The following is a 26,379-nucleotide window of genomic DNA, read 5'->3' as shown; positions in this document are numbered from 1 at the left end:
CATCCCTATAGCTTTATTATCTGAGCTTGATAGGGGCGTAATGCGCCTAGTTGCTGAGTTTGCTCAGAATTTGCATAGTTATCAAGTAGTACCGATGCGTTGTTAAAATTGGCATCAATGAGCTCAGGCAATGCTAAGGTTCTTTCATTGCTTGAAAAATTCAACAAAACCAAAATGACATCATCATCTAAAGTACGTGTGTAGGCATAGATATCAGGATCATCTGCTAACAATAAGCTGTATTGTCCGTAAATCAAGGTTAGATTATTTTTGCGTAAGCGTACTAATGCACGAAAATAATTGAGCTCAGAATCAGGATCGCTTTGCTGAGAATCTACGTTTATTTCTGGATAATTACCATTGACCTTTAACCAAGGCTTCCCGCTTGTAAAGCCTGCATTCGCAGTGTCATCCCATTGAATAGGCGTCCTTGCATTATCTCGTGCGCATAACTTGTGGGAGGCCATGAATTCCTCTAAATCGCCCCCTTCTTGCTTGGTTAAGTTGTACCAATTGATGGTCATGAGATCTTGATAGTCTTCAATCTTATCGAACTTAATATTACTCATACCGATTTCGTCGCCCATATAATAGTAGGGCGTACCGCGCATAGATAGTAAGTAAGTACTTAATAGTTTCGATGAAAATCGTCGGTATTGAGGGGAATCATTCCCCCAACGAGTGACCATACGTGGGAAGTCATGATTGCCAAAATAAACAGTTCCCCAACCTTTATCTTCAAAAACAGCATCCCATTCTGACATCACTTTCTTAAATTTAACGAGGTTTTGAAAGTCGTCGTTAATGATAAAACGATCGCCAACACCAATGCTTTGATGATCAAAATGATAGTTCATATTGAGCTCTTTGCGATCCTCAGCGACTAGTTCCAATACATTATCGATGTGCGTCCCAGGGCCCTCTGCAACCGTCATACAGTCATAATGCTGCATCACATTTTCGTGCATCTCATGTAAGTATTCATGTAAGCGAGGTCCTTTTGCGTACATATCGATCATCGCCTGACCTTGGTATTCCTCAGGGAATTCAGGATAACCGTCATGTTTGGAAATGAAAGTGATGACGTCCATGCGGAAGCCATCGATACCTTTCATAAACCAGAAATTCATCATGTCGTAAATTTCAGCTCTTAGCTTTGGATTTTCCCAATTTAAATCAGGTTGCTTCGCTGAAAAATAGTGCAAGTAATAAGCATCCGTCTGCTCATCATATTTCCAAGCATTAGCTTCTGGATCGAAATAACTCCAGCGTCGTGGCGGTGTACCTTTCTCAGCAGGCCACCAATGATAGTATTCACGGTAAGGATTATCTCGAGAACTACGCGATTGTTGAAACCACTCATGCTCGTCAGAAGAGTGGTTTACGACTAAATCCATCACCACTTTTATGCCGCGCTGATGCATACCGGCTAATAATTCTTCAAAATCCTGCATAGTACCGAATTCAGCCATGATGTTTCGATAATCCGAAATATCATAGCCGTTGTCGTCATTGGGCGAACTATAGATTGGGTTAAGCCAAACAATATCGACACCCAAGCTTTCGATGTAATCTAGGCGGTTTATGATACCGCGTAAGTCACCAACGCCATCGCCGTTTGAATCTTGAAAACTGCGCGGGTAAATCTGATAAACGATCCCTTCTTTCCACCATTCACGCTTTATATTCTTTAATTTCATATTTCTAAACCTCCTGCCCTTGACTGATGCGAGTGTCTTCTTCGGTGTTTATTCTGAGTGCCAAAGCTGCACCAACAAGGAATAGCAAGCCACAAAGAGCGAGTGCATTGCGTGGGTCACCACCTAAGACAGATTCATAAATTAAACCAATACTGAGCATCTCCAATATTTGCGGAAGACAAATCATGGCGTTTAGCAAACCCATGTATATTCCAATTCGCATTACAGGAGCGACATTTGCACACATGATGAAAGGAACGGTGATAACACCCGCCCAACCGATACCCACAAGTACCATACAAGCTAGCGTCATGTATAAGTCACTTGTTAATTGCATTGACAAAAAGCCGAGTCCGCCAATCAATAGGCAAAAAGCGTAAACCTTGCTATCACCAAACTTATGAATTGTCTTAGCGATGAAAAAGGACACTACAAGAGTTGTAATTTGCATAACAGCAAAAGCTTTACCGCCTTGCGCGGTTCCAACTGCAAAGCCTGCTGCATCGGGTGTCGGTGCGTTATAAACGTGATGGGCGATTGAAAGAGAGAGATATTGCCACATTAATGGCAAACCGAACCATGTGACTAACTTCACCCACCATAAAGTACGTAAGGATTTAGGCATGTCCTTCAAAGCTATCCACAAATCGCTTACTACGTGGGTCAGTACTTTCCCTTTATTCTCTGCTTTGAATTCGTCGATATTTTCCGGCGGATATTCTTGCACCTTATTAAAGGACCAAAGTGCTGTTACGATGATAACGACGACACCAATGACAAACGAATATTTTACGATATCTGGAATTTGATTGCCGTCAGTCACTGCCGATACACCAAATGCAATCATAATGACGGGCATTAAACTCGCTAGTATTTGACCACCAGAAATCATGAAGGTCTGCAACGCAAAAGCAAATGGGCGTTGCTTGCGATTTACCATATCACCCACCATCGCTCGGTAAGGTTCCATCGCGGTATTCATTGCTGCATCGAGTATCCAAAATAAGCCAACAACCATCCAAAGTTCGGGCACATATGGCATGAACATGACGGCGACACTGCCGATTAAAGCCCCCCACAAGAAGAAAGGTTTACGACGGCCAAAGCTGGTCCAGGTGCGATCACTAATTGCACCAATTAAAGGTTGAATAAGTAAACCAGTTACCGGGCCCGCAAGCCATAGCATTGGTAATTCATGTTCGGCAGCACCGTGATAAGAAAATATGGGACTTAAGTTTGCTTGCTGCAAACCAAACCCATATTGGATGCCGAAGAAGCCAAAACACATATTCCATACTTGCCAGAATTCTAAAGTAGGTTTTTGTTTATTATTCATTTTTATTTCCATAAAAGGTGTAAACGGTAAATTCGTTTACATATTTAAAGTCTACGTACTAAGCTTAAGCTTTCATAAATTCAAACCGCGATAAGCAATAGGGATCATTAAAAGCCATGCGCTTGTCAAATTTCTGCTATCAGCTTAACAATACTTGTAAATGAAATGTAAGTATTAATGAAATTAATGCAAATTGAAAGAAAAACTTAAACGCTTAAGTTGTAAACCCCTAAGTAAGTCTGTGCAGGTTTATTGGTATTGCGTAGTCAATAATCGGCTGCGTCATAAGCCTAAAGTAAACAAACTTCAAGTTTGTCCTTATATTTTATGTTCGACAAGGCCTAAGATGTTTGCAAGGTATCAATTGAACGGTGTTGGCGAGTCCTTGTTTTTGCTAGAAAAACTTGGGTTTAAGCTCTACTGCAAACACTAAAACCTTCTTAGTGAAAGTATTGATAAACGCAATTTTAAATCGATTAAGTTCGCTTTAATGCTGAGGATTGAATCATTCTGAAAAACATGGCCTCTGTCGTAAAGGCCTTGTTATTATTTGATTGCGTTAGCTTTCTGACTTTCATACAGCTTGCCAAACACAATTAATTTAGAATAATTTCAGTGGCTTTTACAATAAATTAACTATAACGATTAAGAAAAGCTTTTAATTTGTAAATTTGATGTTAATATGAGGGTCGATGTAGTAACTGAAACAGAACACGATGCAATTATTTGCAAATAGAAATTGAAAGATTCGAGCAAATAATTTGTCACAGATTTTTTTGAATACGTATGCAGTTATTGGCTTTCATCGTAATTTATCAGTATTGTAAATTGTTAATTTTTCGTTAATGCTTTTCTGCTAAAAGAGAAAAACAATCGATTTGTTTAACATATCGAAAACACACAAAAGGGTACACACATGGACACAAGAAAAAGCTTTAAGCCAGCCTTGCTATCGTTAGCAGTTGCAGCGGCCATGACTTCAGGTCATGTAATGGCACAACAGGAAGAGTCAGCAAAAACTGATGATTCGATGGTTGAGGTCATTGCAGTAACAGGTATTCGCGGCTCACTAATGAGAGCACAAGCAGTCAAACAAGAATCAACATCTATCGTTGAAGCTATTTCAGCGGAAGATATTGGTAAACTACCAGACTCTTCAATTGCGGAATCTTTGGCTCGCCTTCCTGGCTTAGCTGGTGAACGCGTCGGCGGACGTACATCAGGAATTTCTGTTCGTGGTTTTAAAGAAGATTTCGTTGGTACTTCATTAAATGGAAGAGAATTAATCGGTATCGGTGATAACCGTGGTATCGAGTACGATTTGTATCCTTCGGAAATTATGACTGGTGCAACCATTCATAAATCATCTAATGCAACGCTTATTACTCAAGGTTTAGGTGGTACTGTTGATTTGCAAACAGTTCGCCCACTAGCTGCATCAGAAACACTTACGGTTACGGGTGTTTACGAAGCTCACCAAGCGCCAGCTGATAACCCTGACTTTGATGATAAAGGCTACCGTTATTCATTATCATTTGTTGAGAAGTTCGCAGACGATACGATTGGTCTAGCAGTTGCAATTGCACATACAACAACGCCAAACAACCAGCGTAAATATGGTGTTTGGGGTTACAACACTAATGACGCAGGTCAAATCACTCCTGCTGGTCTTGATACTAACGCTCAGTCAACTGAATTGAAGCGTGACACTGTATCAGCGGTGCTTCAGTATCAGCCAAATGATCGTTTAAACATTATTGCAGATTACCTACAAATTGATTTCGAAGATTCAGGCGTACTTCGCGGTGTGATTGAACCTTTCGCAGTAGGTACTGTTAGCGGTTCAGGCGTGAATACGACTGGTACGCAAATTGAAGCAAACCCTGTTTTACGTACCGATCCACTTAACAAAGACGGTGAATTAACTGCCTTTGGTGTCAACGTAGAATATTACCTAACGGATGACTGGAAAGTTGAAGTTGATTTATCTCGTTCAGAATCAAATAAGTTTGAACAGCGCGCTGAATCTTATGCAGGTTTAGGACGTTCTGGTTCGTTAACGAATGCTGACTTTGGTACTCGTAACTTTGAAATGTCTTCAGAAGGCGTATTCTTTACTGGTTCAAACGGCCTAGGTGCATTCTCTAATCCAGACGAATTACAATTAACTGGCCCACAAGTATGGGGTGGTGGTCTTGCTAACCTATCTGATTTATTCGAAACATCTGTTTTAAAAGCGAATGGCGAACCATTCTCCTACTTAAACGCACAAGACGGTTTCAATAACTTCTTCACTATTGAAGAAGAGCTAACTCAGCTTAAATTTGAAGTGGAAGGTTTAATTGACGACAGTATCGTAACAAAAGTAACTGCTGGTCTTCATTACTCAGACCGTTACAAAGATAAAGAAAACAACGGCTTTTTTGCTACAGCAAATGTTTTCCCAGGTAGCCAGTCTGTCTCTGAATCAGGTGTTCCGATTGCGGGCTTAACTGACCTTACGTGGGCTGGTTTAGGTTATGTGGTTGCATATGACAGCAACGCTCCTTACGAAAATGGTTATTACACGCAAAACAATGGTGGCTTCCTTGAGCCAGACCGTTTTGGTGATACTTATGTTGTTGAAGAAGAAGTGACGACTATTTACGCTAAAGCTGACTTCGAATATGAATTAGGTGATATCGTACTATTCGGTAATGTTGGTGCGCAGTATGTAGATACTGATCAAACATCTGACGGTACGCTAGGTGTCATCGGTTCTAACTTCCGTGTTTGTGATACGGATAGTAACTCTGTTATCGACGAATCTTGTTCTATTACTGACGGCGCAAGCTACTCGCACTTCTTACCAAGCTTAAGTATTAATGCTGAAGTTGTGGAAAATCAATTTGTTCGTTTCGGCGCATCAAAAACGATTTCTCGCGCTCGTTTAGATCAAATGAAAGCTTCTGGTTTTGTTAAGTTCGATTTGAATGACCAATTCATTACTATTCCAAACACACGTGCTGATGTTGAACAGTATGGTACGCCTTGGTCTAAGTCAGCGGGTAACGCTAAATTACGTCCATTAGAATCTAACAACTTTGACCTTTCATTCGAAAGCTACTTTGAAGATGAGGGTTATGTTGCGATTTCTTTGTTCTACAAAGATCTAGTAAACCTTACAAGACAGTCTAACCCACTTATTGATTTCACTAATGATGAAACGAATAATGGCGCGAACTACTTTGTACCAGGTTTCCATGACCGTACTTTGGATGTTGATTTCACAAACTCAGCTACGGGCGAATTCTTCCCTGCAGGTACATTTGTAACACCACCTGATTTTGGTTATTTCTCATTCTTTGAAGATGGTTTAGAAGGTTCTGTACAAGGTGCTGAGTTAACAGCTAACCTGCCTCTAGGTATGTTTGCTGATGAGCTTGAAGGTTTTGGTGTTGTGGCTTCTGCTACATTTATCGATGCTGAAGTTGATGACGGTTCTTCAATTCCTGGTCAGTCTGACGAAATCTACTCATTAGTGACTTACTACGAAAATGAAGGCTTTGAAGTACGTATCGCAATGACTGACCGTTCAGGTTTCACTACTTACGAACGCGCAGGTTCTAACAAAATAGGCGAAGCTGACCGTGACGGTACTCAAGTTGTGGATGCTCAAATTTCTTATGACTTTGAAAATTCAAACATTGAAGCATTACAAGGTTTAAGAATTTCATTGCAAGGTACTAACTTGCTAGATGATGCTGACCAAGTATCGCGTGACGGAAACGGAATTGTGACTACACGTCGTGAATTCGGTCCTTCATACATGCTTAACTTCAACTATTCTTTTTATTAATAGTTAGGTAATCTTTAAAAAACCTCTAATCATTTGATTAGGGGTTTTTTTTAATCAAAAATTTGTCATTTTTACACTCAAAAATTGCGGTAAGGATGGTATATTGAACCAAAACAATTGAGGCAAATTAATGCAGCAGGCTATCAAAAAAGTAGTCATTGCCGGTGGTGGCACAGCAGGCTGGATGACAGCATCTTTACTCAGAAAAGTGCTAGGTAAGCAGGTTGAAGTCGAATTAGTTGAATCTGAAGATATTGGCATAATCGGTGTGGGCGAAGCTACCATTCCGCCGATACAAACCTTCAATCAATTTTTAGGAATTGATGAAAAAGAGTTTCTACGTGAAACCAACGGAACAATTAAACTTGCGATTAAATTTGAAAATTGGCGCGTAAAAGGTGAAAGTTATTTTCACACATTCGGTGCACCCGGTGCGAACCTAGGTTTTTGCAACTTCCAACATTACTTGATGAGAGCTCATCAAAATGGCATGAAGAAATCATTGTGGGATTTTGACCTCAATTATTTATGCTGCAGGGGTGGTGTTTTCAACAAAATTAGCACGCAAAATCCGATGTTTGACATTCCTTACGCTTACCATTTTGATTCTGCGTTATATGGAAAGTATTTGCGAAAGCTCTCAGAAAGTGCTGGCGTGAAACGTACCGAAGGTATCATTGAACACATAAAACAGTGTGAAAAAACAGGCAACATTCTTGGTTTGCAGCTAAAAAACGGTATTCAAATTGAAGGCGATTTGTTTGTTGACTGCACCGGCAGTAGAGCCTTGTTAACGCAAAAAACACTGGGTGTTGAATATGAAGACTGGTCACATTGGTTACCTGCAGATTCAGCTTTAGCCGTACAAACTGATCGCTTTGATAGCACCTTGCCATATACCCGCAGTATTGCACACGACAACGGTTGGCAGTGGCGCATTCCTCTTACTAATCGCAATGGCAATGGGATCGTATACTCATCTAATTATACGGACGATGAGCAAGCACACGATCGCCTAGTCAATAATTTGGATTCTAAAGCCGTTAACGATGTGAGAAAAATATCCTTCAAAACGGGAAGAACAAAACAGCAGTGGCATAAAAACGTTATTGCCATTGGTTTGTCGAGTGGATTTTTAGAGCCTTTGGAGTCAACGAGTATTCACTTAATTCAATCAGCGGTTGTTAGATTGTTAAAGCTGTTTCCTCACAATGGGATTACTCAGTCGGTTATTGATTTGTACAATCAAGAATCTCAAGTTGAATACGAGACAGTGAGAGACTTCATAATTTTGCACTATCACGTTAATGAACGTACTGACTCTGATTTTTGGATCGACATGCGTGAAATGGCTATTCCTGAGCGCTTACAAAATAAAATTGATGTGTTTGCAGCTGTGGGCAATATGTTTAATGATCAGCATGATATTTTCCGTGATGCTTCATGGTTACAAGTGATGCTTGGTCAAGGTATCAATCCGCAAGATTACCACCCAGCTGCAAACGTTCCTTCATTAGAACAGTTAAATGAAACTCTTGATAAAATTGCAGAAGCAAAACAGCAGCCATTGTCGAAAATGCTGCCTCATGATGAATTTTTGAAACATTACTTGGGTGCTTAAGGGATGACGCAAGCCAGCAAAAAAATTAAGAAAATAGTGATAGCCGGAGGAGGCACCGCCGGTTGGATGGCCGCTAGCTTGATGCATCATCGTTGGGCGAGAAAAGGTATTCAGGTTTACTTAGTCGAGTCTCCCGCAATTGGCATTATTGGCGTTGGTGAAGGGTCGACTCCAACACTTAAACGCTTCTTTCAAGATCTAAATATTTCTGAGAGTGAGTGGATGCCAGAGTGCAATGCTACTTACAAAGTGAATATCGAGTTTAGTGGCTGGAGCCCGCATTCAGGCATCAATAGTTATAGTCATCCATTTATTTCACAAGTTGATGTTTTTTCTGAAAAGCACTTTTACATGAACTGTTTAACGCGTCGTCATGGCCTGGATGTGAATACTCGACCAGATGAATTTTTGCTAAATGGTTGGTTAGCAAAACAAGGAAAAAGCCCCATAGCACCCTCTAATTTCCCCTTTGAAGTGGAGTATGGTTATCACTTTGACTCTGCTTTGTTGGGTCACTTTCTTGCGAAACGAGCAGTAAAACTTGGGGTTAAGCATGTTCAAGCTAAGATAGAAAACGTCAATCTACATTCTGAACGTGGAGATATAGATAGTTTGTTGTTAGACAGCGGTGAAATACTCGATGCCGATTTTTTCGTTGACTCTACAGGATTTAATTCATTACTCATGCAAAAGGCATTGAATGTGGGTTTTACGCCCTTCAGCAGCAATCTCTTTAATGATGCCGCAGTGGCGATGCCAAGCGAGTCGATTTCCCCCATGTCACCTCAAACAAAATCTACTGCGCTATCAAATGGCTGGGCATGGCAAATACCACTGACTCATAGAACTGGGAATGGCTACGTTTATTCGTCAAAATACATCGATAAAGAACAAGCAGAATTTGAACTACGTTCTCATTTGGGGCTACTGGACAGTGATGTAGAAGCAAGACATCTAAAAATGAATGTCGGGCAAATAGACAAGCACTGGCACAAGAACTGTTTAGCGATAGGCTTATCACAAGGTTTCATTGAGCCCCTAGAGGCAACGGCGCTACACTTAACGCAAATCTCGATTGAAATGTTCATGGATAGCTTTGAGGAAGGTCAGTTTGGCAGTCAAGGACAAGCACTGTTTAATAAAGAGATGAATGAACGATATGAGCGAGTTCGGGACTATATTGTGGCGCATTATAAATTAAATACGCGCAACGACTCCTCTTATTGGGTAGATAATAGAGAGAATATGAAACTGTCCGAGTCATTACTACAATTATTGACAGTGTGGTACGAAAAAGGCGACTTGCCTCAAGAAATCTATCGTCAAGGTCTGCAAAACCACTTTGGTGTTACATCATGGCATTGCTTGTTAGCAGGTTACGGCGCATTCCCTCGTATCGCTATAAATCAGCCTGGTATCGGCGATAAGTATAAAGAGTTTGAGTTGGAAACTTTTTTTCAGGGCTGCTTATTGAATTTTGATGATAATTGAGTGACATCTACTTACGTCACATTTGCGCAGGCAAATATTTCCCTCAACATGCTCTACAACTGTGCTCACAGTCTAATAAGCGATGAAGATTTATGCTTTTGCAACTATGACGGATCATAAGCAAGAATCTCCAAGATTCCCGCTTTTCAAAGGGAACGCATGCCCATAGTTAACTTTAAAAAAAAGTTAGGTTTTTAAACGATTCACTGTTCAAATCTTGTTTTAGTAAGTAAGCCTTTACTAGCTTGATGATCTCATCTTTCTCATAGGGTTTACCCATAAACGAATCGAATCCAGCATTTTTGTATTTTTCTATATCTTCTGCGAATACGTTTGCAGTAAGGGCAATAATGGGTGTCTCAGGAGACAATTTTTTGATCGCAATACATGCTTGCATACCGTCTAATACTGGCATTTGAATATCTAGCAATATCAGATCAAAGCTCGTTTCAGTTGCACTATCGATTGCCTTCTGGCCATTGTCAACAATCACAATTTGAGCACCCACGTCCGCAAGTATTGTTTCAATTATGATTTGATTTATTTCGTTATCTTCCGCGACTAAAATAGAAAATTTGGATAAATCGGCGGTCGTTTCAACTAACTCAATATCTGAAGATGCACTATCATCCACAGGCTCTAAAGGTAGAAAAATTTCAAAAGTAGTGCCATGATTTAATTCGCTTTTTACTTCAATTGTTCCTCCCATCAGATCTATTAATGACTTAGATATGGCCATTCCCAAGCCAGAGCCTCCGAATTTCCGGGTAATACTCTTATCTGCCTGCTCGAAGCGATTAAACAAAACTTCCAAACCGGATTTTTCCATCCCAATACCGGTATCAATAACACTAAATTTTAATCCTCGAGAGTTGTTCTCTTCGGCAATGATCGTGACGCTACCCTGTTCAGTGAATTTGATTGCGTTAGATATTAAATTAGTGAGTATTTGTTTTATTCTTAAATCATCACCAACCCATGATGTGTGTTGTAAGTGATTTTCTAAATTTAATTGTATGCCTTTTGACTCGGCGCTGTGATCAAATTCTTGATGCAAAGCGCTCAGCAGTTCATCGAGTCGAAATGAATGGGTCGATAAATGTATTTTGCCTGCTTCTACTCTTGAAATATCTAAAATATCGTTAACGAGAAGTGATAGGGACTTCATCGAACGCAGCGCAATGTTTACTATTGAGGCCAGTTCAGCATTTAAGGTTTTACCCTCTAAAATTTGCAGTGCGCCTTGCACGCCGTTCAATGGAGTACGTATTTCGTGGCTCATATTGGCTAGGAATTGTGATTTTGCCAATGTGGCTTGCTCGGCTTTTACTTTCTCTTCTTTGATTATCTGTTCATAAGCTAGTTGTTCTGTTAAATCATAAGCGATACCTAAATAACCAATAATATTTTGATGCTCATCATACAAACCGCTTACGCTTAATTTAACTCTGATATGTTTTCCGTAACGATGAACATAGGTCCAAGTACTTTCTTCTTTACCAAATAAATTGGCTTTGTATGTAAATACGCCAAAACCCGGTTCAATTTTCTCATGCATTTCTTTTGATAACTCTTCTGCACGCTTTACCATTTCATCATCAACATGAAATTTCCTTGGTGTTTCCTTGCCAATCAAATCGCTAGCTTTGTAACCAAGAAGGTTTTCTGCTGCAGGGTTGAACATTGTTATCAGCCCATCTACATCTGTGGCGATAATGGCGTAAGTAGAACTTTGTAATATCGCCTTTTGAAAACTGGCTGACTTTTCTATTTCTGTAGTACGAGATTTTACCAATGATTCGAGTCGTCGATTGGTTTCAGTAAGAGCTTGTTCTTTTGCAATAGCAAGTTCTGCAACATGTATTTTAGAGTCGAATCTTTTGAGGATGACGAGCAGGATTGTGAAAAGTGTTATCGCCACTAAAAAAGTCAGAATAATAAACTTCAAAAAAGTGCCAAAAGGAGGCTGCTTAATACTGTTTACAAACGCAGGGCTTGTATGAGCCTCAAAGCGCCAGCTTTTTCCAAATACCGGCACATCAATATGATAATTGTATGAACCCGTTTGCCGTCTTATTTCTTCAGATTGATAGAAAAGTGAGTCGCCTGCTGCAGTTCGATTAGAAATGGAAAGAATTAAGTTGTCATCGATTGTATCTATCGAGTCAATGACTTCATCTATGACGATAGGTGCATATGACCAACCCCAAGTGTTCTCTAGAGTTGGTGCCACGGTCTCACTCTCTGAATAGGCAAGTAATATTAAAAAGCCTTGTTTTATGCTTTGATCAGCCTGTACAAGAGTGATGGGGGACGTAATCGTGATTTCACTTCTTGATGCAGATTCAATTGCTGCCGCTCGTCTCGACTGTTCAGAGCCAATATTTAAGCCAATCGCGGACGCGTTTTTACTTTCAGGCAGGATGTCACGAATAATAAATAATCTTTCAGGTTCTTCGTTGAGGTGTTTAACATTAAAAGCACTATCAGGCCGCATCTCCCTATTTTTTGCTATAAACGAATCGAGTTCATCAGCATCGATGTTTTGAATGACGCCAAAACCATGTACGCCAGGGAATTCAGTTTGAAAATCGCGACTTCTTGCAAATGATTGCATTACTTGATAATCGAAATTTTCTTTGCCTACTGTGCTAATGAGGGAGTCTATGCTTCGCAGGCCGTAGGAATAAAACGTTAGGCGTTCAGTTACTTTTAATTCAAATTTCTCAACCGCAGCTTTCAAAGCTAAATCGACTTTTTTACTGTCTTCAGACCGCTGAGTAATTTCAGCATTGATACTTAAGCCTAAACCAATTAACAGAATGATAGCTGGCAATATAAATAATCGCTTAGCAATACTCTTATTTGCATTAGAAGTAATGGACTGCCTAATCATGGGTTATCTTCCAAAGATTATCTTATTAACTTTAATTTGTGCGATACGTACGATATCACCTATGGCAATCATTTGGGACTTGTTTTGAGTCCGAATTATTGCGGGCAACTATTACGAATGACTAATCTTGTCGCTAATTTAAGATGCTGCGTCTCGGCATCATCTTTGATTGAATCTAATAGCATTCTTGCAGCCACACGCCCTTTCTCAATACTTTGTTGGCAAATAGTTGTAATGCCCGGTTCGCTTCTAGAGGCTTCAGGAATATCATCAAATCCCGTAATTTGAACATCTTCAGGAACGCGCAAGCCAAGCGACTTTGCCACCTTAACTGCGGACAATGCAATAATATCACTCATACACAATAAGACGCTTGGTCGGTCTGAGGTCATAAGTGCTTCGCGTGCTGCAATTTCTGCATAGTGATGGTTATTGATTGGAATATTCCACACTTTCTCTGCCGTAATCTCTACATTATGTGAAGAAGCAGCTTCGAGATAGCCGTTTAATCTAAGTTGCGAAAGTTGACGAAGTGGATTGTTAAAATCATCTTCTGTGAGACGGCAAACGCGAGGTATTTCGATGAGTTTTAAACCTAAAATAGAAGTATTGAGTGAATCGTCGTCTTCTTGAAGCTTTTGTTTGCTGATGGAGTTAGTGAAGGCGTGCTCAGCGATAGCATAAGCCCCAGATTGATTATCAATATTGACCGAACTGAAGTTACTAGCTTGATAATCAACTATTACGATAGGTTTGCCAATTCTTTGGATTTGCTCCATGGTTTTTGTAGGAATTGTGCCGTAAACAATCAAACCGTCCGGCAATGATTCTGCGCTGCTTTGTTCCGCTGTATGCACGTCGCTAGATAGTAAAAGCATTTGTTTTTGATTTTCCACGAGCACTTCAGCTATACCCTGCAGCAACTGACTCGCTACAGGATCTGAGAAGGAGTAACTGAGTGAGTCAGAAAGCATGACTCCGATAATGCCTGAGGCGCCCATTCTGAGTGAACGAGCTGCTAAATTAGGGCCGTGGTACCCGAGTTTAGCCGATTCCGTCATGATCCGTTCACGTAATTTTTCTGATAGTTGGTCAGGTCGATTAAATGCGTTTGAAACTGTTGCTATAGAGACACCTAAGTGCTTCGCCACTTCAGTTAAATTCAATTTCTTCTTCATTTATTAGGTTGCTTATATAGATTATTAGCATTTGGGCGCTAGTCTAAATCATTGCTAGCGCATAGTCGCTTAAAATTTTAATGGGAACTTAAATTAAGACTAAAAACCTTAAAGCTTTCATAAAAAATTTAAGTATGGATTGCTTAAAAGCTTAGTTTACATTTTGCCGTTTTGACGAAAGGCGCTATTTCACACAAATAGCGCCTTTCAAGTTGCTGCTGTCTATGCGACAGCAAGGGACACAACCTAGTTACTCAATTAGCAAGGCTAACGCGCCTAAAAGGCCAGAGTGCAAACCTAAGCCTGGGGGAGTGATTATTTGCTTCAGGCCTTGCTTGTAGGGAAATACGATATAGTTTTTTAAAGATTGCTCAGCATAGTCGATCGTTTTTTCTAGAAGACCAGTTTTGGCCATAACACCACCGCCAAGTACGATACTTTGTGGACTAAATGACACCATCAAGTTGTGACAAAAGTTGCCGAGTACTTTTGCTTCGATGTCCCAAGCAGGATGATCATCGCCGAGTTCAGGCCCAGGTTGCTGCCAAATTTCGGACATAGCTTTTCCTGAAGCAAGCCCTTCAACGCAGTTACCATGGAAAGGACACACCCCTTTAATTTCTGGAACGCCAGATATCAACATGTGCCCGAGTTCCGGATGCACCAGACCTTTCAAAGTCTGCCCGTTAATAACCACACCACCGCCAACGCCAGTGCCAACGGTCACATAAATGTTAACGTTCGTGCTCTGACTTGCGCCCCACTTGTATTCGGCTAGCGCAGCGGCATTCACATCGGTATCGATAGCTACAGAGCATGACAATGCGTTTTCTAATTGTGTTTTTATATCTACATTCGACCATTTGGGTTTCGGTGTTGAGGTAATTGAACCGAAGCTGGCGGAATTTGAATTTAAATCTAAAGGGCCGAAACAGGCTAAACCGAGTTGTGAGAAATCAAAACCGGCTTTGCGTTGTTGTTCGAAGTACTTAACAACCTGGGAAATGGTCTCTTCAGGCGTAGTTGTTGCGAACCGCTCTTCATTGATGATCTGACGATTCTCATTCGCAATGGCGCAGTTAAATTTTGTGCCGCCTGCTTCTATTAAGGCATAGTACTTCATCCAATATGACTCCTTAATCTTACTAACTAGAATACTTTTAGAATGCTGTATGGTTTACGTTTAGTGAATTTTATTGGATGATCTTTCAATCAAGTTATAAAAGCTAAAACGATTAAGTTGAAAAGTATCACGTTCATATTTTAATGTAAATACCTTGTTAAATTTACTTGATAATCTGCATTCAAAGCATTATATTTGGACTTTATACAAAAACTTAAACGTTTAACTTGTTTTAAGTGTGTTGAACTTGAATGGCGAAAATACGTGGGTTCTTTTTGATGGATATAAGCTACGAAAGCAGTAAGACCTTAAACCGGTTGCTTCAGACTACTGATCTGACGCATATGTCGAAGACAGACTATGCGACATTTACTGAGCGTTTGGGAAATAACTTCCCCGATCTTTTTGAGTTGCTACACGCAGTTTATGGAACGCAATATGATTTCCATTTCCACCTTCAACAACTCATCATCATTCTATCAAAAGGTCTTTCTGATCGTAAAGCGGCACTGAAAAAGAAAGACAAGCAACGGCTCAAAAATCCTAGGTGGTATTCCGATGAAAATATGCTTGGAATGGCGTGTTACGTCGATTTGTTTGCAGGCGACTTGCAAGCACTTCAAGAAAAAATACCTTACTTAGAATCACTTGGTGTTACTTACATTCATTTAATGCCTCTATATAAATCGCCAGAAGGTGACAGTGATGGTGGTTATGCTGTTTCCGATTATCGAGCAGTTAACCCAAAGTTAGGTAACATGAAAGATTTAAGGGCCTTAGCTTCAGCCCTTTCTGCTAAGGGAATAAATCTTGTGCTTGATTTTGTTTTCAACCACACCTCAGATGAGCATCAGTGGGCTGAATATGCAAAAAGCGGCGACAAGGAATTCCAAAATTACTATTGGATGTTCGACAACAAAGATATTCCTAATCAATACGAACAAAATTTAAGAGAGATATTTCCACAAGTCCGTCGTGGTAACTTTACTTTCAACAACGATGCTCAAAAATGGGTTTGGACAACTTTTAATAGTTTCCAGTGGGACCTCAACTACTCAAACCCTGCGGTTTTTAATGCCATTACTGATGAAATGCTATTTTTAGCCAACGTAGGTTGTGATGCTTTACGTTTAGATGCTTTGGCATTTATCTGGAAAGAAATGGGAACTAATTGTGAAAATCAACCCAAAGCACATGCGCTAATACAAGCTTTCAATCGTTGTTTGAAAATAGTCTCTCCATCTGTTGTGTTTAAGTCGGAAGCCATTGTCCACCCTGACGAAGTACTCAAATATATTGATAAAGACGAGTGTGAACTTTCTTACAATCCATTGCTCATGGCCTTAATTTGGAACAGCCTAGCTACTCGTAAAACGAAGTTACTTACTCGTTCCATGCAGAAAAGTTTTAGTATCCCTAGCGAATGTGAATGGGTGAATTACGCTCGCTGCCACGACGACATTGGTTGGACCTTCGATGATGATGTTGCGTCAAGCTTAGGCATCAATAGTCATGATCATCGTCATTTCTTAAATCAATTTTACACAGGTCGATTTGAAGGAAGTTTTGCTAAAGGCGTCGCTTTCGCTGAAAACCCTGTGACCGGAGATTGCCGAGTTTGCGGTTCTTTAGCTTCGCTTGCGGGGCTTGAAAAAGCCTTGGAAGAAAATGATCATCAGCTTATCGACAATGCAATAAAGCGTATCTTACTCATTCACTCGATTATTTTAAGTATTGGTGGCGTGCCATTGCTCTACTCAGGTGACGAGTTGGGACTATTAAACGACTACAGTTATGAATCAGTAAAAAGTCAGGCGCATGACGGCAGATGGGTGCATCGAATAGGGATTGATGACAAAGACATCATACTTAGTGAGGATCCTTCTAGTCATTTCTACAAGATCTCATCTGGTTTAGCGCATATGATAAACCTTAGAAAGCAGTACCCGGTTTTTGGAGAGGCTCTCACTGAGATTATAGAGCTAGGGAATGAACATGTTTTTGCATATAAAAGAATATTGGCAGGACATGCTAATAAGCCGGATAGTCGACTTTTCGTAGTATGTAATTTTAGTGAAGAAAAACAGAGCATCGACACAAGTCGCTTTTTTCACACTACATGCACCGATTTAATATCTAACGAAACAATTCAATCAGGCACTAAGCAAATGTTGCTCAAACCTTATCAGGTGTTGTGGTTGCTCAGGAATTGAATTAGCAATGAAGTGGTATAACTAACATAAGTGCCTAACGTAGCTTAATTTATTACGTTCTCCCTCATACATTTATTCCAAAGCGATGTTTCTACATTATTAGGAGAACTCTTCGCGATTGGTTGCACAAACTCAAGTTCAATCTTTGCAGCTTCACCTGATAATTTTAAACGCTCAATTGAGGCTTGAAGCTTTTTAACTAGGCTGTCATCTACGGAAGGGTGCAAGGCTAAATGATTTCCAAGTAAATAACTCGTATCAATTGCAGCAACGGGAACGACATCGTCTAATGTGAGATTTGCAATAGCCAATCGCACTTTGATGCCAGTGGCAGAATCGATGATGAGGTCGACTCTTCCGGCTGCGAACGGGCGCATATTACTGCCCTTTCCTTTATAGCGTTTCAAGTTTTTACCTTCAACAAAGCCTAGCTCATCCAAAGTTTCCTTATATGCAGTAGTCGCATCGGCACCTCCTCCCAATACGTAATTTTTCGCAGATTCTAAGTTCGGAATGTGGATATCGGTTCGACTAGCGAGTTTGAAAATACAGTTTTGACTCATGATAAATGGGCCGACCCAGCTGAACCACTTTTCTCTTTCTGGTATTCTGGCAGTGGAGACAAGTCCTGTATTGGGCCCATTTCTTGCCATGCGCATTGCTCTATTCCAAGGCAAAATTTGAAATTCACATTCAATGCCAACTTCCTCGCAAGCTGCTTGCACTAATTTAATATTGATGCCGGTTATTTTGCCATCTTGCGAGAAATTATAGGGGGGGAACTCCTCGGTATAGATTACCAAGGACTGCTCATTTGCATATAAGCAAAATGGAAATAGAAATAAACACAACGCTCGTAACAACAAACTTTCGCCCTCGTTTTAAATGCGAAGTTCAGTAGCTCTGCACTTCATAAGATCTGCGCGTTCTTAGCTTTGCACATTCTTAGCTCTGCAGGATGCTACGTTGAATTATAGTCGGCAAATGTAGCACGGGCAAGAAACGTGGGCAACGTTGCTAATAGAACTTACGGTTTGAACACACCAATGACACTCTCGGTGCTTCTTGTTACTGCGGTGACGGTCGCGTCTGTTTGCGTATCGGTATAATCACATTTTACACATGCGAGCTTCTCGACATTATTTTCAAAAAATAACATCAGTGAATCTTGGTTTTTACATTGTGGGCAAACTGCGCCAGCGATAAATCTTTTACGGTTTTTGTTACTCATAACCCTAACTAGTTTTAATGTGTTTGGCTCATTATACGCGCATGACTTAAGAACAGGACAAAAATTTATTTCATTCCTATTATCGGTAAAAACTCAAGCTTGCTAATTCGGCGACTTTATTGTGCTTTTGACCCAGACTGTTGAGTGTTATCCTATGCCAAGAAGCCTTCCTGCAAAACTCGTTAAGAAGCCAATACTAAACAATGATTCAAATACAAAATTTGTCGCTGCAACGCGGCGTAAAAGAACTGATCAAACAAGCCAATATTGAGATCTATCCCGGTCATAAAGTAGGGGTCATTGGTGCTAATGGTTGCGGTAAGTCAACGCTGTTTGGTTTGCTGCGCGGCGAGTTGCAAGCAGATATGGGAGATTGTTTAGTACCAAAAGGCTGGCATATTGTGTCAGTGGCACAAGAAACTCCCGGAACCGAACGATGTGCCATTGATTATGCTATTGACGGCGATACAAGGCTGCGACAATTACAAGCCGAACTGGAGGACGCTGAGCAAGCCCATGATGGCGATAAAATAGGACATCTGCACGATTTACTTGCGCAAATTGGCGCCTACGATGTAGAAGCTAGAGCTGCAACAATTCTCTCTGGCTTAGGCTTTAAGAACGAACAACTTAGTTTACCCGTGAGTAGCTTTTCCGGTGGTTGGAGAATGCGCTTAAACTTAGCTCAAGCACTGTTGTGTGATTCCGACTTGTTACTGCTTGATGAGCCAACTAACCACCTTGATTTAGACGCAGTAATTTGGCTGGAAAGTTGGATACAGCGCTATAAAGGCACTCTACTACTAATTTCTCATGACAAATCGTTCATTGATGCCTGCGTAAATAACATTGTGAGTTTTGAGCAGCAAAATTTAGTGAGTTATTCTGGCAACTACTCCAGTTATGAACGTCAACGTGCTGAACGAATGCGTTTGCAAGCAAGCGAATATGAAAAGCAAGAGCGCAAAAAAGCCCATTTGAATTCCTTCATCACGCGATTTAAGGCAAAAGCGAGTAAGGCGAAACAAGCTCAAAGCCGCGTTAAACAACTTGAAAAAATGCAGGATATTTTGCCGGTTCATCAGGCGTCTGCATTTCAGTTTTCTTTTAAACCGCCTGAAAAGCTACCGAACCCTTTAGTTCGTATGGATGAAGTGCAGGTGGGGTACGCCGATACCATCATTTTGAAGCAAGTTAAAATGAATCTTGTGCCTGGCAGCCGAATTGGTTTGTTAGGCAAAAATGGTGCGGGTAAGTCTACTTTCATTAAGTTACTTGCCGAGGAGCTAACGCCTTTGCGCGGTGAATATGCCACTTCGGCTGGGCTGACAATTGGTTATTTCGCCCAGCACCAAGTGGAGCTATTGCATTTACAAAGCTCGGCCTTCGATCATATTTTCAGATTAGATAAAACCCAAACTGAACAACAAATTCGAGATTATTTGGGCGGGTTCGGTTTTCATGGTGATGAAGCTTTAAAACCAGTCGCACCAATGTCTGGTGGTGAAAAGGCAAGGTTAGTGCTGGCATTAGTCGTGTTCCAAAAACCTAATTTGTTACTGCTGGATGAACCGACTAACCACTTAGACATGGAAATGCGCCATGCTTTAACTTTTGCCTTGCAAGCCTTCGAAGGCGCGATGGTATTAGTTTCGCATGACCGTTTTTTACTCTCTTCAGTGTGTGATGAGTTTTACTTAGTCGATGCCGGAGGCGTAAACGCTTTTGATGGCGATCTTGATGATTATAAAAAATGGCTGTTTAGCAGTGCGAGCAATAAATCCTCTGATGATCCTGGTACTAATTCAGAAAGTGTTACTTCTGCACAAAAGCCTGGTAGTGATATTGATAAGAAAGCGCGCAAACGAATGGAAGCTGAATTTCGCCAATCAACTAAGCAATTTCGCGATATCGTTAGTAAAGAAGAAAAGCGTATGGAAAGGTGCAATGAGCAACTCGCGAAGCTCGAAAGCGAATTAAGTGATACAACATTGTACGAAGCAGAGAACAAAAAAAGGCTAACTGAAGTACTAAATAGTCAAGCAAGTTATAAAGCAGAGTTAGAAGAAGCTGAAATGTTATGGCTGGATGCGCAGGAACAATTAGAAGTAGCCATGGCTGAGTTCGAAAAGAGCCTATCGCAGTAATGGACAGCACAAGGCAAACAAAGATTTCAGCTCCTTTATTTTGGGCGTATTCTTTGGAAAAATATTCACTTGATGAGGTGAAGACTGCTTGTCTTAAATTACAAGACGACCATGCATATAACGTGAATTTACTTTTATTTTGCATGCTGTGTGATTCACATGGAGCAAACCTAAGTAAAGAACAGTTGGCGAGCATTCGACAAGATATTTTGTTATCAGATGAAACATTGTTGGAACACAGAGTAAAGCGCAAAAAGGCGAAACCACTTGCTGACTCTCCAAACTCGCAGACGAATGACGAACTTTATCATCGACTTTTGCAGGAAGAGTTAACACTTGAAGCTGCTCAACAAGAGCTCATAATCGCATCGTTTATGAAACGCTTAGATGCAAGTGAGCAAATTGAAGTTATGAATAACGAGGTCGGTATCTCGCAACAAAGTGACGCGTCAATAATCACGCAACAAGGCGGTGCGTCGTCATTAATGCAATCAGATGGATCGTCGGCACTTAAGCTGTATTTTGAATTAATGATAACAAGTGAGCAAGCTAGCAGTGCGTTCAAAGAACAACAAGAAAAGTTTATTAGGGTATTAGGGAAGCATGTTTAAAAGCACATTCGGTAAAGTCGTTCCATCTAAATTTCAAGCACCAAGCTGGGCTCGAAACGCACACGTCCAAACCATTTTTCCTCGATACTTAATTAAAAAGCCTGAACTGAATACCGCAAATGAGCGAATTGCTACGCCTGACGGAGACTTCCTAGATATTGCTTGGTGTTTACCTGAGCAGACGCCACCCAACAAAGCGAAAGGCGTCGTTGTTGTCTTTCATGGCCTTGAAGGCTCAGTAAATTCTCATTATGCAAGACACCTTATGAAGCGCTTAAGCAACGACGGTTTCATTGTTGCTTTGATGCATTTTAGAGGCTGCAGTCATGAGCTAAATTTAACACCTCGCGCATATCATTCAGGTGAAACTGCTGACCCAATGCAGACGATTGAGCATGTGAAAGCACGCTATCCGAGTTTACCGGTATTCGCGGTTGGCTATTCATTAGGCGGTAATATGCTGCTTAAACTTTTGAGTGACACCGCAGGGCAAAAGATCCTTTGCGCCGCAGTCTCTGTTTCTGCACCTATATTATTGGCCGAATGCGCATTGAGAATGCAGCGCGGCTTCTCGCGTTTGTATCAGTATTACTTGCTGAAAAGCATGAAAAATAACTTAGTGAATAAGATGAAGCGTATTGATATGCGCCACTTGTTGGGTATTGATGAGCGTGAGGCGAAGGCGATAGCCACATTCAGAGAGTTTGACCAAAAAGTAACATCACAACTTCACGGTTTTGATGGTGCTGATGACTACTATTCACAATGCAGTGCAATGCCGATGATTAAAAATATTACAACGAACACTTTGATTTTGCATGCCAAAGATGACCCTTTTATGACTGAAGCCGTGGTGCCGAGCGATCTTCAATTATCAAGCTCAGTGGCTTATGAATTGAGCGAAAATGGCGGACATGTCGGCTTTTTACAAGGCACGCCTTTTGCCCCTAAACTTTGGCTACAGGATCGTATAGCCCATTTTATGATTGAGCAGCATCAAAGGTTTTTGTCTACAAATAATAAGCAAGCGGAGCTGAGCATATGATTATTCCTTTAGAATCCATAGATGAAGAAACACTGCAGAATTTAGTAGAAAGCTTCGTTTTGCGGGAAGGAACGGATTACGGTGAAGTTGAAATTAGTCTTCAGGAAAAAGTCGATCAAATTATTGAACAACTAAGAGCCGGTGACATTGTTATCGAATATTCAGAAGAGCATGAAAGTATCAATATTATCCAAAAGCCCTAAAGGCTTGCATATCAATTTAAAATAGCATCAAATACTTGGAAAGCTACTTAGCTTGTTCAAACATTAATAATAAAAATTAAAAGGATTTAGTTTGCGCTTACTACCGTCTTTCTTCAAATTCATCTGTTGTTTTACTGCTTTCTCTGCAACTCTTACTGCGACTCTTACCGCAACTCTCTCTTTCAGTCTGTTAACTGCGTTTTCCGTAAATGCATCGGATTCTGAAAAAGTAAATATTCAAGCTAAAGCAGCTTGGGTCATTGAGCGCGATGTAAGCCCAATCAATAATGCTGACGAAAAAGATGTGCGTGGCGGCGTCTTTTACCGACTCATCGACAATCAATTAAAAGTGGATGCCAATGGAAAGCGCGCACGATTCACTCGCTATGTAGAGGAAATCGTGAATGAAACGGGGCTTACTGACAGCTCTCAAATTAATATTAGTTTCGACCCTGAATACCAAGAAGTCATTTTTCACTCACTGACAATAGTTCGTGATGGACAGCGTTTTGATCGCACATCAAGTGCAAAGATGTCGATATTGAATCGCGAGACGGAGCTCAAGAGTCAGATTTATAATGGCAAACTCACACTCAACATCCTCATTAATGATTTACGTATTGGCGATACCATTGATTATAGCTATACACGTTACGGAGCAAATCCGGTTTATCAAAATATATTCTCCTATGCGAAGCGGGTGAGTTGGTCTACGCCAGTTCACGAACAACATATAAGAGTATTATGGGGCAAAGCAAAACCATTATTGATCACCAAACGCAATGTTGATCCAGTAATCAATGAACAAAGCGTAGAGGGTTTTACTGAGTATAGCCTGCGTATTGATAAGCAAGTGGCTATAGATGAACCATCAGAAACGCCTGATTGGTATGACCCCTACGGCATTGTTTATTTTAGCGAAACTGAAAATTGGCAACAGGTAATAGATTGGGCTATGCCAATGTATGAGCTCACCTCAACTGCCGATAGCGTGAAACAAATTGCCGATGAAATAATGCGAAAAAATAGCTCGAAGTCAGCTCAGATTGCGGCCGCGCTAAAATACACCCAAGAATCTATTCGTTATGTTGGTCTTGAAATGGGGCTAAACTCCCACATGCCAACTCCGCCTGAGCAAACCATCGATTTGGCTTATGGCGATTGCAAGGATAAAACACTACTGCTGATAGCCATCCTGAAGGCGATGGGGATTGAAGCCCACCCTGCTTTAGTCAATACAGAAATTACTAAGTTAGTGAAAGAGCTCCCGCCACGAGTAAATGCATTCGACCACGTCATTGTGACCTTAATTCATGAAGATAAGCGTTATTGGTTAGACCCGACCTTAAACAAACAAGAGGGTGAGTTAGCACATATTTATCAACCAAATTATGCTTATGCTTTAATTTTGGATTCCGAGCAGGAAGCACTCACTCGAATGGAAACTGAGGTTGATCAGTCGTCATTGCATATTACCGAGCGTTACATAATTCCTAAATACACACCACAAGAAGTGAGTTTTGATGTCACCACTGTATACAAGGGAGATGAGGCCAGAACTAAGCAAAAGCGAATTCTTAAAGATGGTTTGCAGGAAATTTCTAAAAATTATGAAGTGTATTACCAAAGCACTTTCCCATCGCTAGAAGCTGTTTCAGAGATGTCAGTGGCAAATGATGAGAATAAAGGCATCCTCACAGCAACAGAGAGATACCGCATCACCGATTTTTGGGAAGAGGAAGAGCATTTCGAGGCTGACTTTTATCCAAATGAAATTCGCTCAGCTGTATTCAAACCGAGTCAAGTTAAGCGCGATGCGCCTTTGGAATTTAGTTATCCAAACAATATTAAGTTTGATCTGATTTTGGAGTTTAAAAGCGACTCTTGGGAATTCGACGATGCAGATTTTACTGAAGACAATGACTTCTTCGTTTTCACCAAAACCGAGCGCTTTGCTGATGATATTTTAACTGTAAGCTACGACTACAAAGCCAAGGTTGACCATATTGCTCAAGATAGAATTGAAGAATACCTAGAAGCTAGAGAGCGTATGCGCGATGAAGCTTATTTAGGCATTATCAAGTACCGTATTAATGAGCAAAGCGAAGAAGCCGTTGTCGATACAGAAGACGATGACTTGGTTGATAAAGTGCTTTGGAGTTTCGGTGGTTTCTACGCACTATCACTTATTTTTATTTTTGTTGCTTGGCGAATTGAGTCTAGTAAGCGCCCTGATTTTGAGGGGACACATTTCTATCCGATCAACTTGTCGAAATTTATTATTCTAAGTGTGTTTACAATGGGTATCTTCCCTAGCTATTGGACATATAGAACTTGGAAGGCAATTAAAGCGAAAGAAGATAGTGATATTATGCCTATTGCTCGCGGTATTTTTACTATTATTTGGTTCTATCCTTTATTCAACAAACTAAAAGCAGACAGTATTGAGCGCTTTGAAAGAAACCGAGTATTGCCCACATGGATGGCTGTTATCTTTGCTCTCCTCCTAATTGCATCGACAATTTTCTCTAGCTACGATGATGGCCTATTTGGCACCTTCCAATTCTTGATTGTTTCTTTATTGTTTATTCCATTTGTTCAGTATATTAACCGACTCAATATCCATGACACCAGGGCACAAAAATACAACTCAAAGTGGCGTATTAGGCATGTACTGCTTGTGATAATTATTGCGCCTATTTTAATTTTAGCAGCCGTCGCTAGTTCTGGCGTTTTGCCTAGCGATGAAGTCGTTTCTGAAAACAAGCTTATGAATTGGGATAAGAAGTTCCTGTATCGTAAAAGAGTTCTGCCGCCCACTGAAGAGATTATTTATTTCTATAGTGATGCTTCCCTGAGTATTAGAGAAGATGGCAATGGATTCACGAAAAATCGCGTGTTCTCATTTTGGGTAGATGAAAATGACAAGTTCTCATTACAAAGCGCAAGCTTCGATGAGGTAAAGAGCATTGACGTTGAATACAATGAAAAGGAAGAAGGTAACAGCTTCATAACCATTACACGGCATGATGATACCGACTTCCTATTATATGTTTCGAACGTTAATGGTGGTGATGAACGATTTGCTAAAAAGTTATTAGCTACTTGGGAGCAGCAAAAGTAGCGCTGAAACTCAAAGGAACAGTTTTCGATATACTTTGCAGCATTGCTACTTTTTGTAATGCTGCAATACCTTCATCAAGATCAAAATCACTGGCGTTTAAGATAGTCGACCTAACGGTAGTAGCGTTGATACTGCCATTATTCAAGCCAGTTAAAATAATATCAAAAGACACAGTGGCTGTTTTACCAGCAATCATCATGTCGCCTGAAACAGTCGTTCGTTTCATTTCACCAGCACTTAGCTTGCTTAAGTCACTTGGGATCATGGCAGTGAATTTGGCTGTACTGAAATTTGCCATATCAAAAAGCATTTTTTGCATACGTTCATTTCTAATAGGGATGTTTGTATTTAATGACGCTATGTCGATAGTGATTACCAACTCACCATTGTCACTTATTTGCCCTGAGAAATTATCAAAGCTGTGTTGCTCGGAGATGTGCTGGTTTTTTGTGGAAATAAAATTAATTGATGATTGAGACTTATCTAGGGTGAGAGCAGCGTGACTGCTGAAGCTAAACATAACGAATGTTAATACGGTGAAAATACTCACTGTTTTTGATCTAGCCGTTTTCAGGTTCGATATTTGTTTCATAAACATAAAGGTGCCTCTGCTTTTATTAGT

General features: G+C 40.5%; 17 protein-coding genes. 9 read left to right on the top strand and 8 right to left on the bottom strand.

Going from position 1 to position 26,379, the window contains the following annotated elements; translation table 11 throughout:
* Positions 1 to 5: 5 nt before the first annotated feature.
* On the bottom strand, positions 6 to 1,700 hold the full coding sequence (locus ACKLNX_RS05720) for a glycoside hydrolase family 13 protein (protein WP_411695276.1): 1,695 nt from the start codon (positions 1,698 to 1,700) through the stop codon (positions 6 to 8).
* Between the two features lie 4 nt (positions 1,701 to 1,704).
* On the bottom strand, positions 1,705 to 3,036 hold the full coding sequence (locus ACKLNX_RS05715) for an MFS transporter (protein WP_411695275.1): 1,332 nt from the start codon (positions 3,034 to 3,036) through the stop codon (positions 1,705 to 1,707).
* A 916-nt stretch (positions 3,037 to 3,952) separates the two neighbouring features.
* Here ACKLNX_RS05715 and ACKLNX_RS05710 point away from each other — a divergent pair.
* From ACKLNX_RS05710 to ACKLNX_RS05700, 3 genes are all read left to right on the top strand, one after another.
* On the top strand, positions 3,953 to 6,874 hold the full coding sequence (locus tag ACKLNX_RS05710; RefSeq protein WP_412971594.1) for a TonB-dependent receptor: 2,922 nt from the start codon (positions 3,953 to 3,955) through the stop codon (positions 6,872 to 6,874).
* Positions 6,875 to 7,004: 130 nt separating this feature from the next.
* Positions 7,005 to 8,495 (top strand): tryptophan halogenase family protein, encoded by a 1,491-nt coding sequence (locus ACKLNX_RS05705; RefSeq protein WP_412971593.1) that lies wholly within the window; start codon positions 7,005 to 7,007, stop codon positions 8,493 to 8,495.
* A 3-nt stretch (positions 8,496 to 8,498) separates the two neighbouring features.
* A complete protein-coding gene (locus ACKLNX_RS05700; protein ID WP_412971592.1) occupies positions 8,499 to 9,986 on the top strand; it encodes a tryptophan halogenase family protein in 1,488 nt (495 codons plus the stop codon).
* Positions 9,987 to 10,161: 175 nt separating this feature from the next.
* Here the strand turns inward: ACKLNX_RS05700 and ACKLNX_RS05695 are convergent, their stop codons facing one another.
* The 3 genes from ACKLNX_RS05695 to ACKLNX_RS05685 all read right to left on the bottom strand — a co-directional run bounded on the left by ACKLNX_RS05695 (position 10,162) and on the right by ACKLNX_RS05685 (position 15,183).
* Positions 10,162 to 12,882 (bottom strand): CHASE domain-containing protein, encoded by a 2,721-nt coding sequence (locus tag ACKLNX_RS05695; RefSeq protein WP_412971591.1) that lies wholly within the window; start codon positions 12,880 to 12,882, stop codon positions 10,162 to 10,164.
* A gap of 95 nt (positions 12,883 to 12,977) precedes the next feature.
* On the bottom strand, positions 12,978 to 14,060 hold the full coding sequence (locus ACKLNX_RS05690; RefSeq protein ID WP_412971590.1) for a LacI family DNA-binding transcriptional regulator: 1,083 nt from the start codon (positions 14,058 to 14,060) through the stop codon (positions 12,978 to 12,980).
* A gap of 250 nt (positions 14,061 to 14,310) precedes the next feature.
* Entirely contained in the window at positions 14,311 to 15,183 is an 873-nt protein-coding gene (locus tag ACKLNX_RS05685) for an ROK family protein (RefSeq protein ID WP_412971589.1), read from the bottom strand.
* A gap of 278 nt (positions 15,184 to 15,461) precedes the next feature.
* Here ACKLNX_RS05685 and ACKLNX_RS05680 point away from each other — a divergent pair, with 278 nt between their 5' ends.
* On the top strand, positions 15,462 to 17,396 hold the full coding sequence (locus ACKLNX_RS05680; RefSeq protein WP_412971639.1) for an alpha-amylase family glycosyl hydrolase: 1,935 nt from the start codon (positions 15,462 to 15,464) through the stop codon (positions 17,394 to 17,396).
* A 44-nt stretch (positions 17,397 to 17,440) separates the two neighbouring features.
* Here ACKLNX_RS05680 and ACKLNX_RS05675 read toward each other — a convergent pair whose 3' ends face one another.
* Both ACKLNX_RS05675 and ACKLNX_RS05670 read right to left on the bottom strand, forming a co-directional pair.
* Positions 17,441 to 18,199, bottom strand: coding sequence for a substrate-binding periplasmic protein (locus ACKLNX_RS05675; protein WP_411695268.1), 759 nt, complete (start codon positions 18,197 to 18,199; stop codon positions 17,441 to 17,443).
* Positions 18,200 to 18,423: 224 nt separating this feature from the next.
* Positions 18,424 to 18,627, bottom strand: a complete 204-nt coding sequence (locus ACKLNX_RS05670) for a YheV family putative zinc ribbon protein (protein WP_411695267.1) — start codon at positions 18,625 to 18,627, stop codon at positions 18,424 to 18,426.
* Positions 18,628 to 18,830: 203 nt separating this feature from the next.
* Between ACKLNX_RS05670 and ACKLNX_RS05665 the strand changes: the two genes are divergently transcribed.
* From ACKLNX_RS05665 to ACKLNX_RS05645, 5 genes are all read left to right on the top strand, one after another.
* Positions 18,831 to 20,774: an ATP-binding cassette domain-containing protein gene (locus tag ACKLNX_RS05665; protein ID WP_411695266.1), complete on the top strand. Its 1,944-nt coding sequence runs from the start codon at positions 18,831 to 18,833 to the stop codon at positions 20,772 to 20,774.
* The gene (locus tag ACKLNX_RS05660; RefSeq protein WP_412971588.1) at positions 20,774 to 21,385 is read left to right on the top strand and encodes a TIGR02444 family protein; all 612 of its coding nucleotides are present in this window, start codon (positions 20,774 to 20,776) and stop codon (positions 21,383 to 21,385) included. Before ACKLNX_RS05665 ends, ACKLNX_RS05660 begins: the two co-directional genes overlap by 1 nt.
* Positions 21,378 to 22,430, top strand: coding sequence for a hydrolase (locus ACKLNX_RS05655; RefSeq protein ID WP_412971587.1), 1,053 nt, complete (start codon positions 21,378 to 21,380; stop codon positions 22,428 to 22,430). The genes ACKLNX_RS05660 and ACKLNX_RS05655 overlap by 8 nt, the downstream gene beginning before the upstream one ends.
* Positions 22,427 to 22,633: a YheU family protein gene (locus ACKLNX_RS05650; protein ID WP_412971586.1), complete on the top strand. Its 207-nt coding sequence runs from the start codon at positions 22,427 to 22,429 to the stop codon at positions 22,631 to 22,633. The genes ACKLNX_RS05655 and ACKLNX_RS05650 overlap by 4 nt, the downstream gene beginning before the upstream one ends.
* Before the next feature lie 91 nt (positions 22,634 to 22,724).
* Entirely contained in the window at positions 22,725 to 25,757 is a 3,033-nt protein-coding gene (locus ACKLNX_RS05645) for a DUF3857 domain-containing protein (protein WP_412971585.1), read from the top strand.
* Here the strand turns inward: ACKLNX_RS05645 and ACKLNX_RS05640 are convergent.
* Positions 25,735 to 26,349 (bottom strand): YceI family protein, encoded by a 615-nt coding sequence (locus ACKLNX_RS05640; protein ID WP_412971584.1) that lies wholly within the window; start codon positions 26,347 to 26,349, stop codon positions 25,735 to 25,737. The genes ACKLNX_RS05645 and ACKLNX_RS05640 overlap by 23 nt on opposite strands.
* Between the last annotated feature and the right edge of the window lie 30 nt (positions 26,350 to 26,379).

Source organism: Glaciecola sp. MF2-115, from assembly GCF_047250385.1.
GTDB lineage: Bacteria > Pseudomonadota > Gammaproteobacteria > Enterobacterales > Alteromonadaceae > Glaciecola.
The sequence above is the reverse complement of the archived record's forward strand: the minus strand, read 5'-3'. Positions and strand labels throughout refer to the sequence as shown.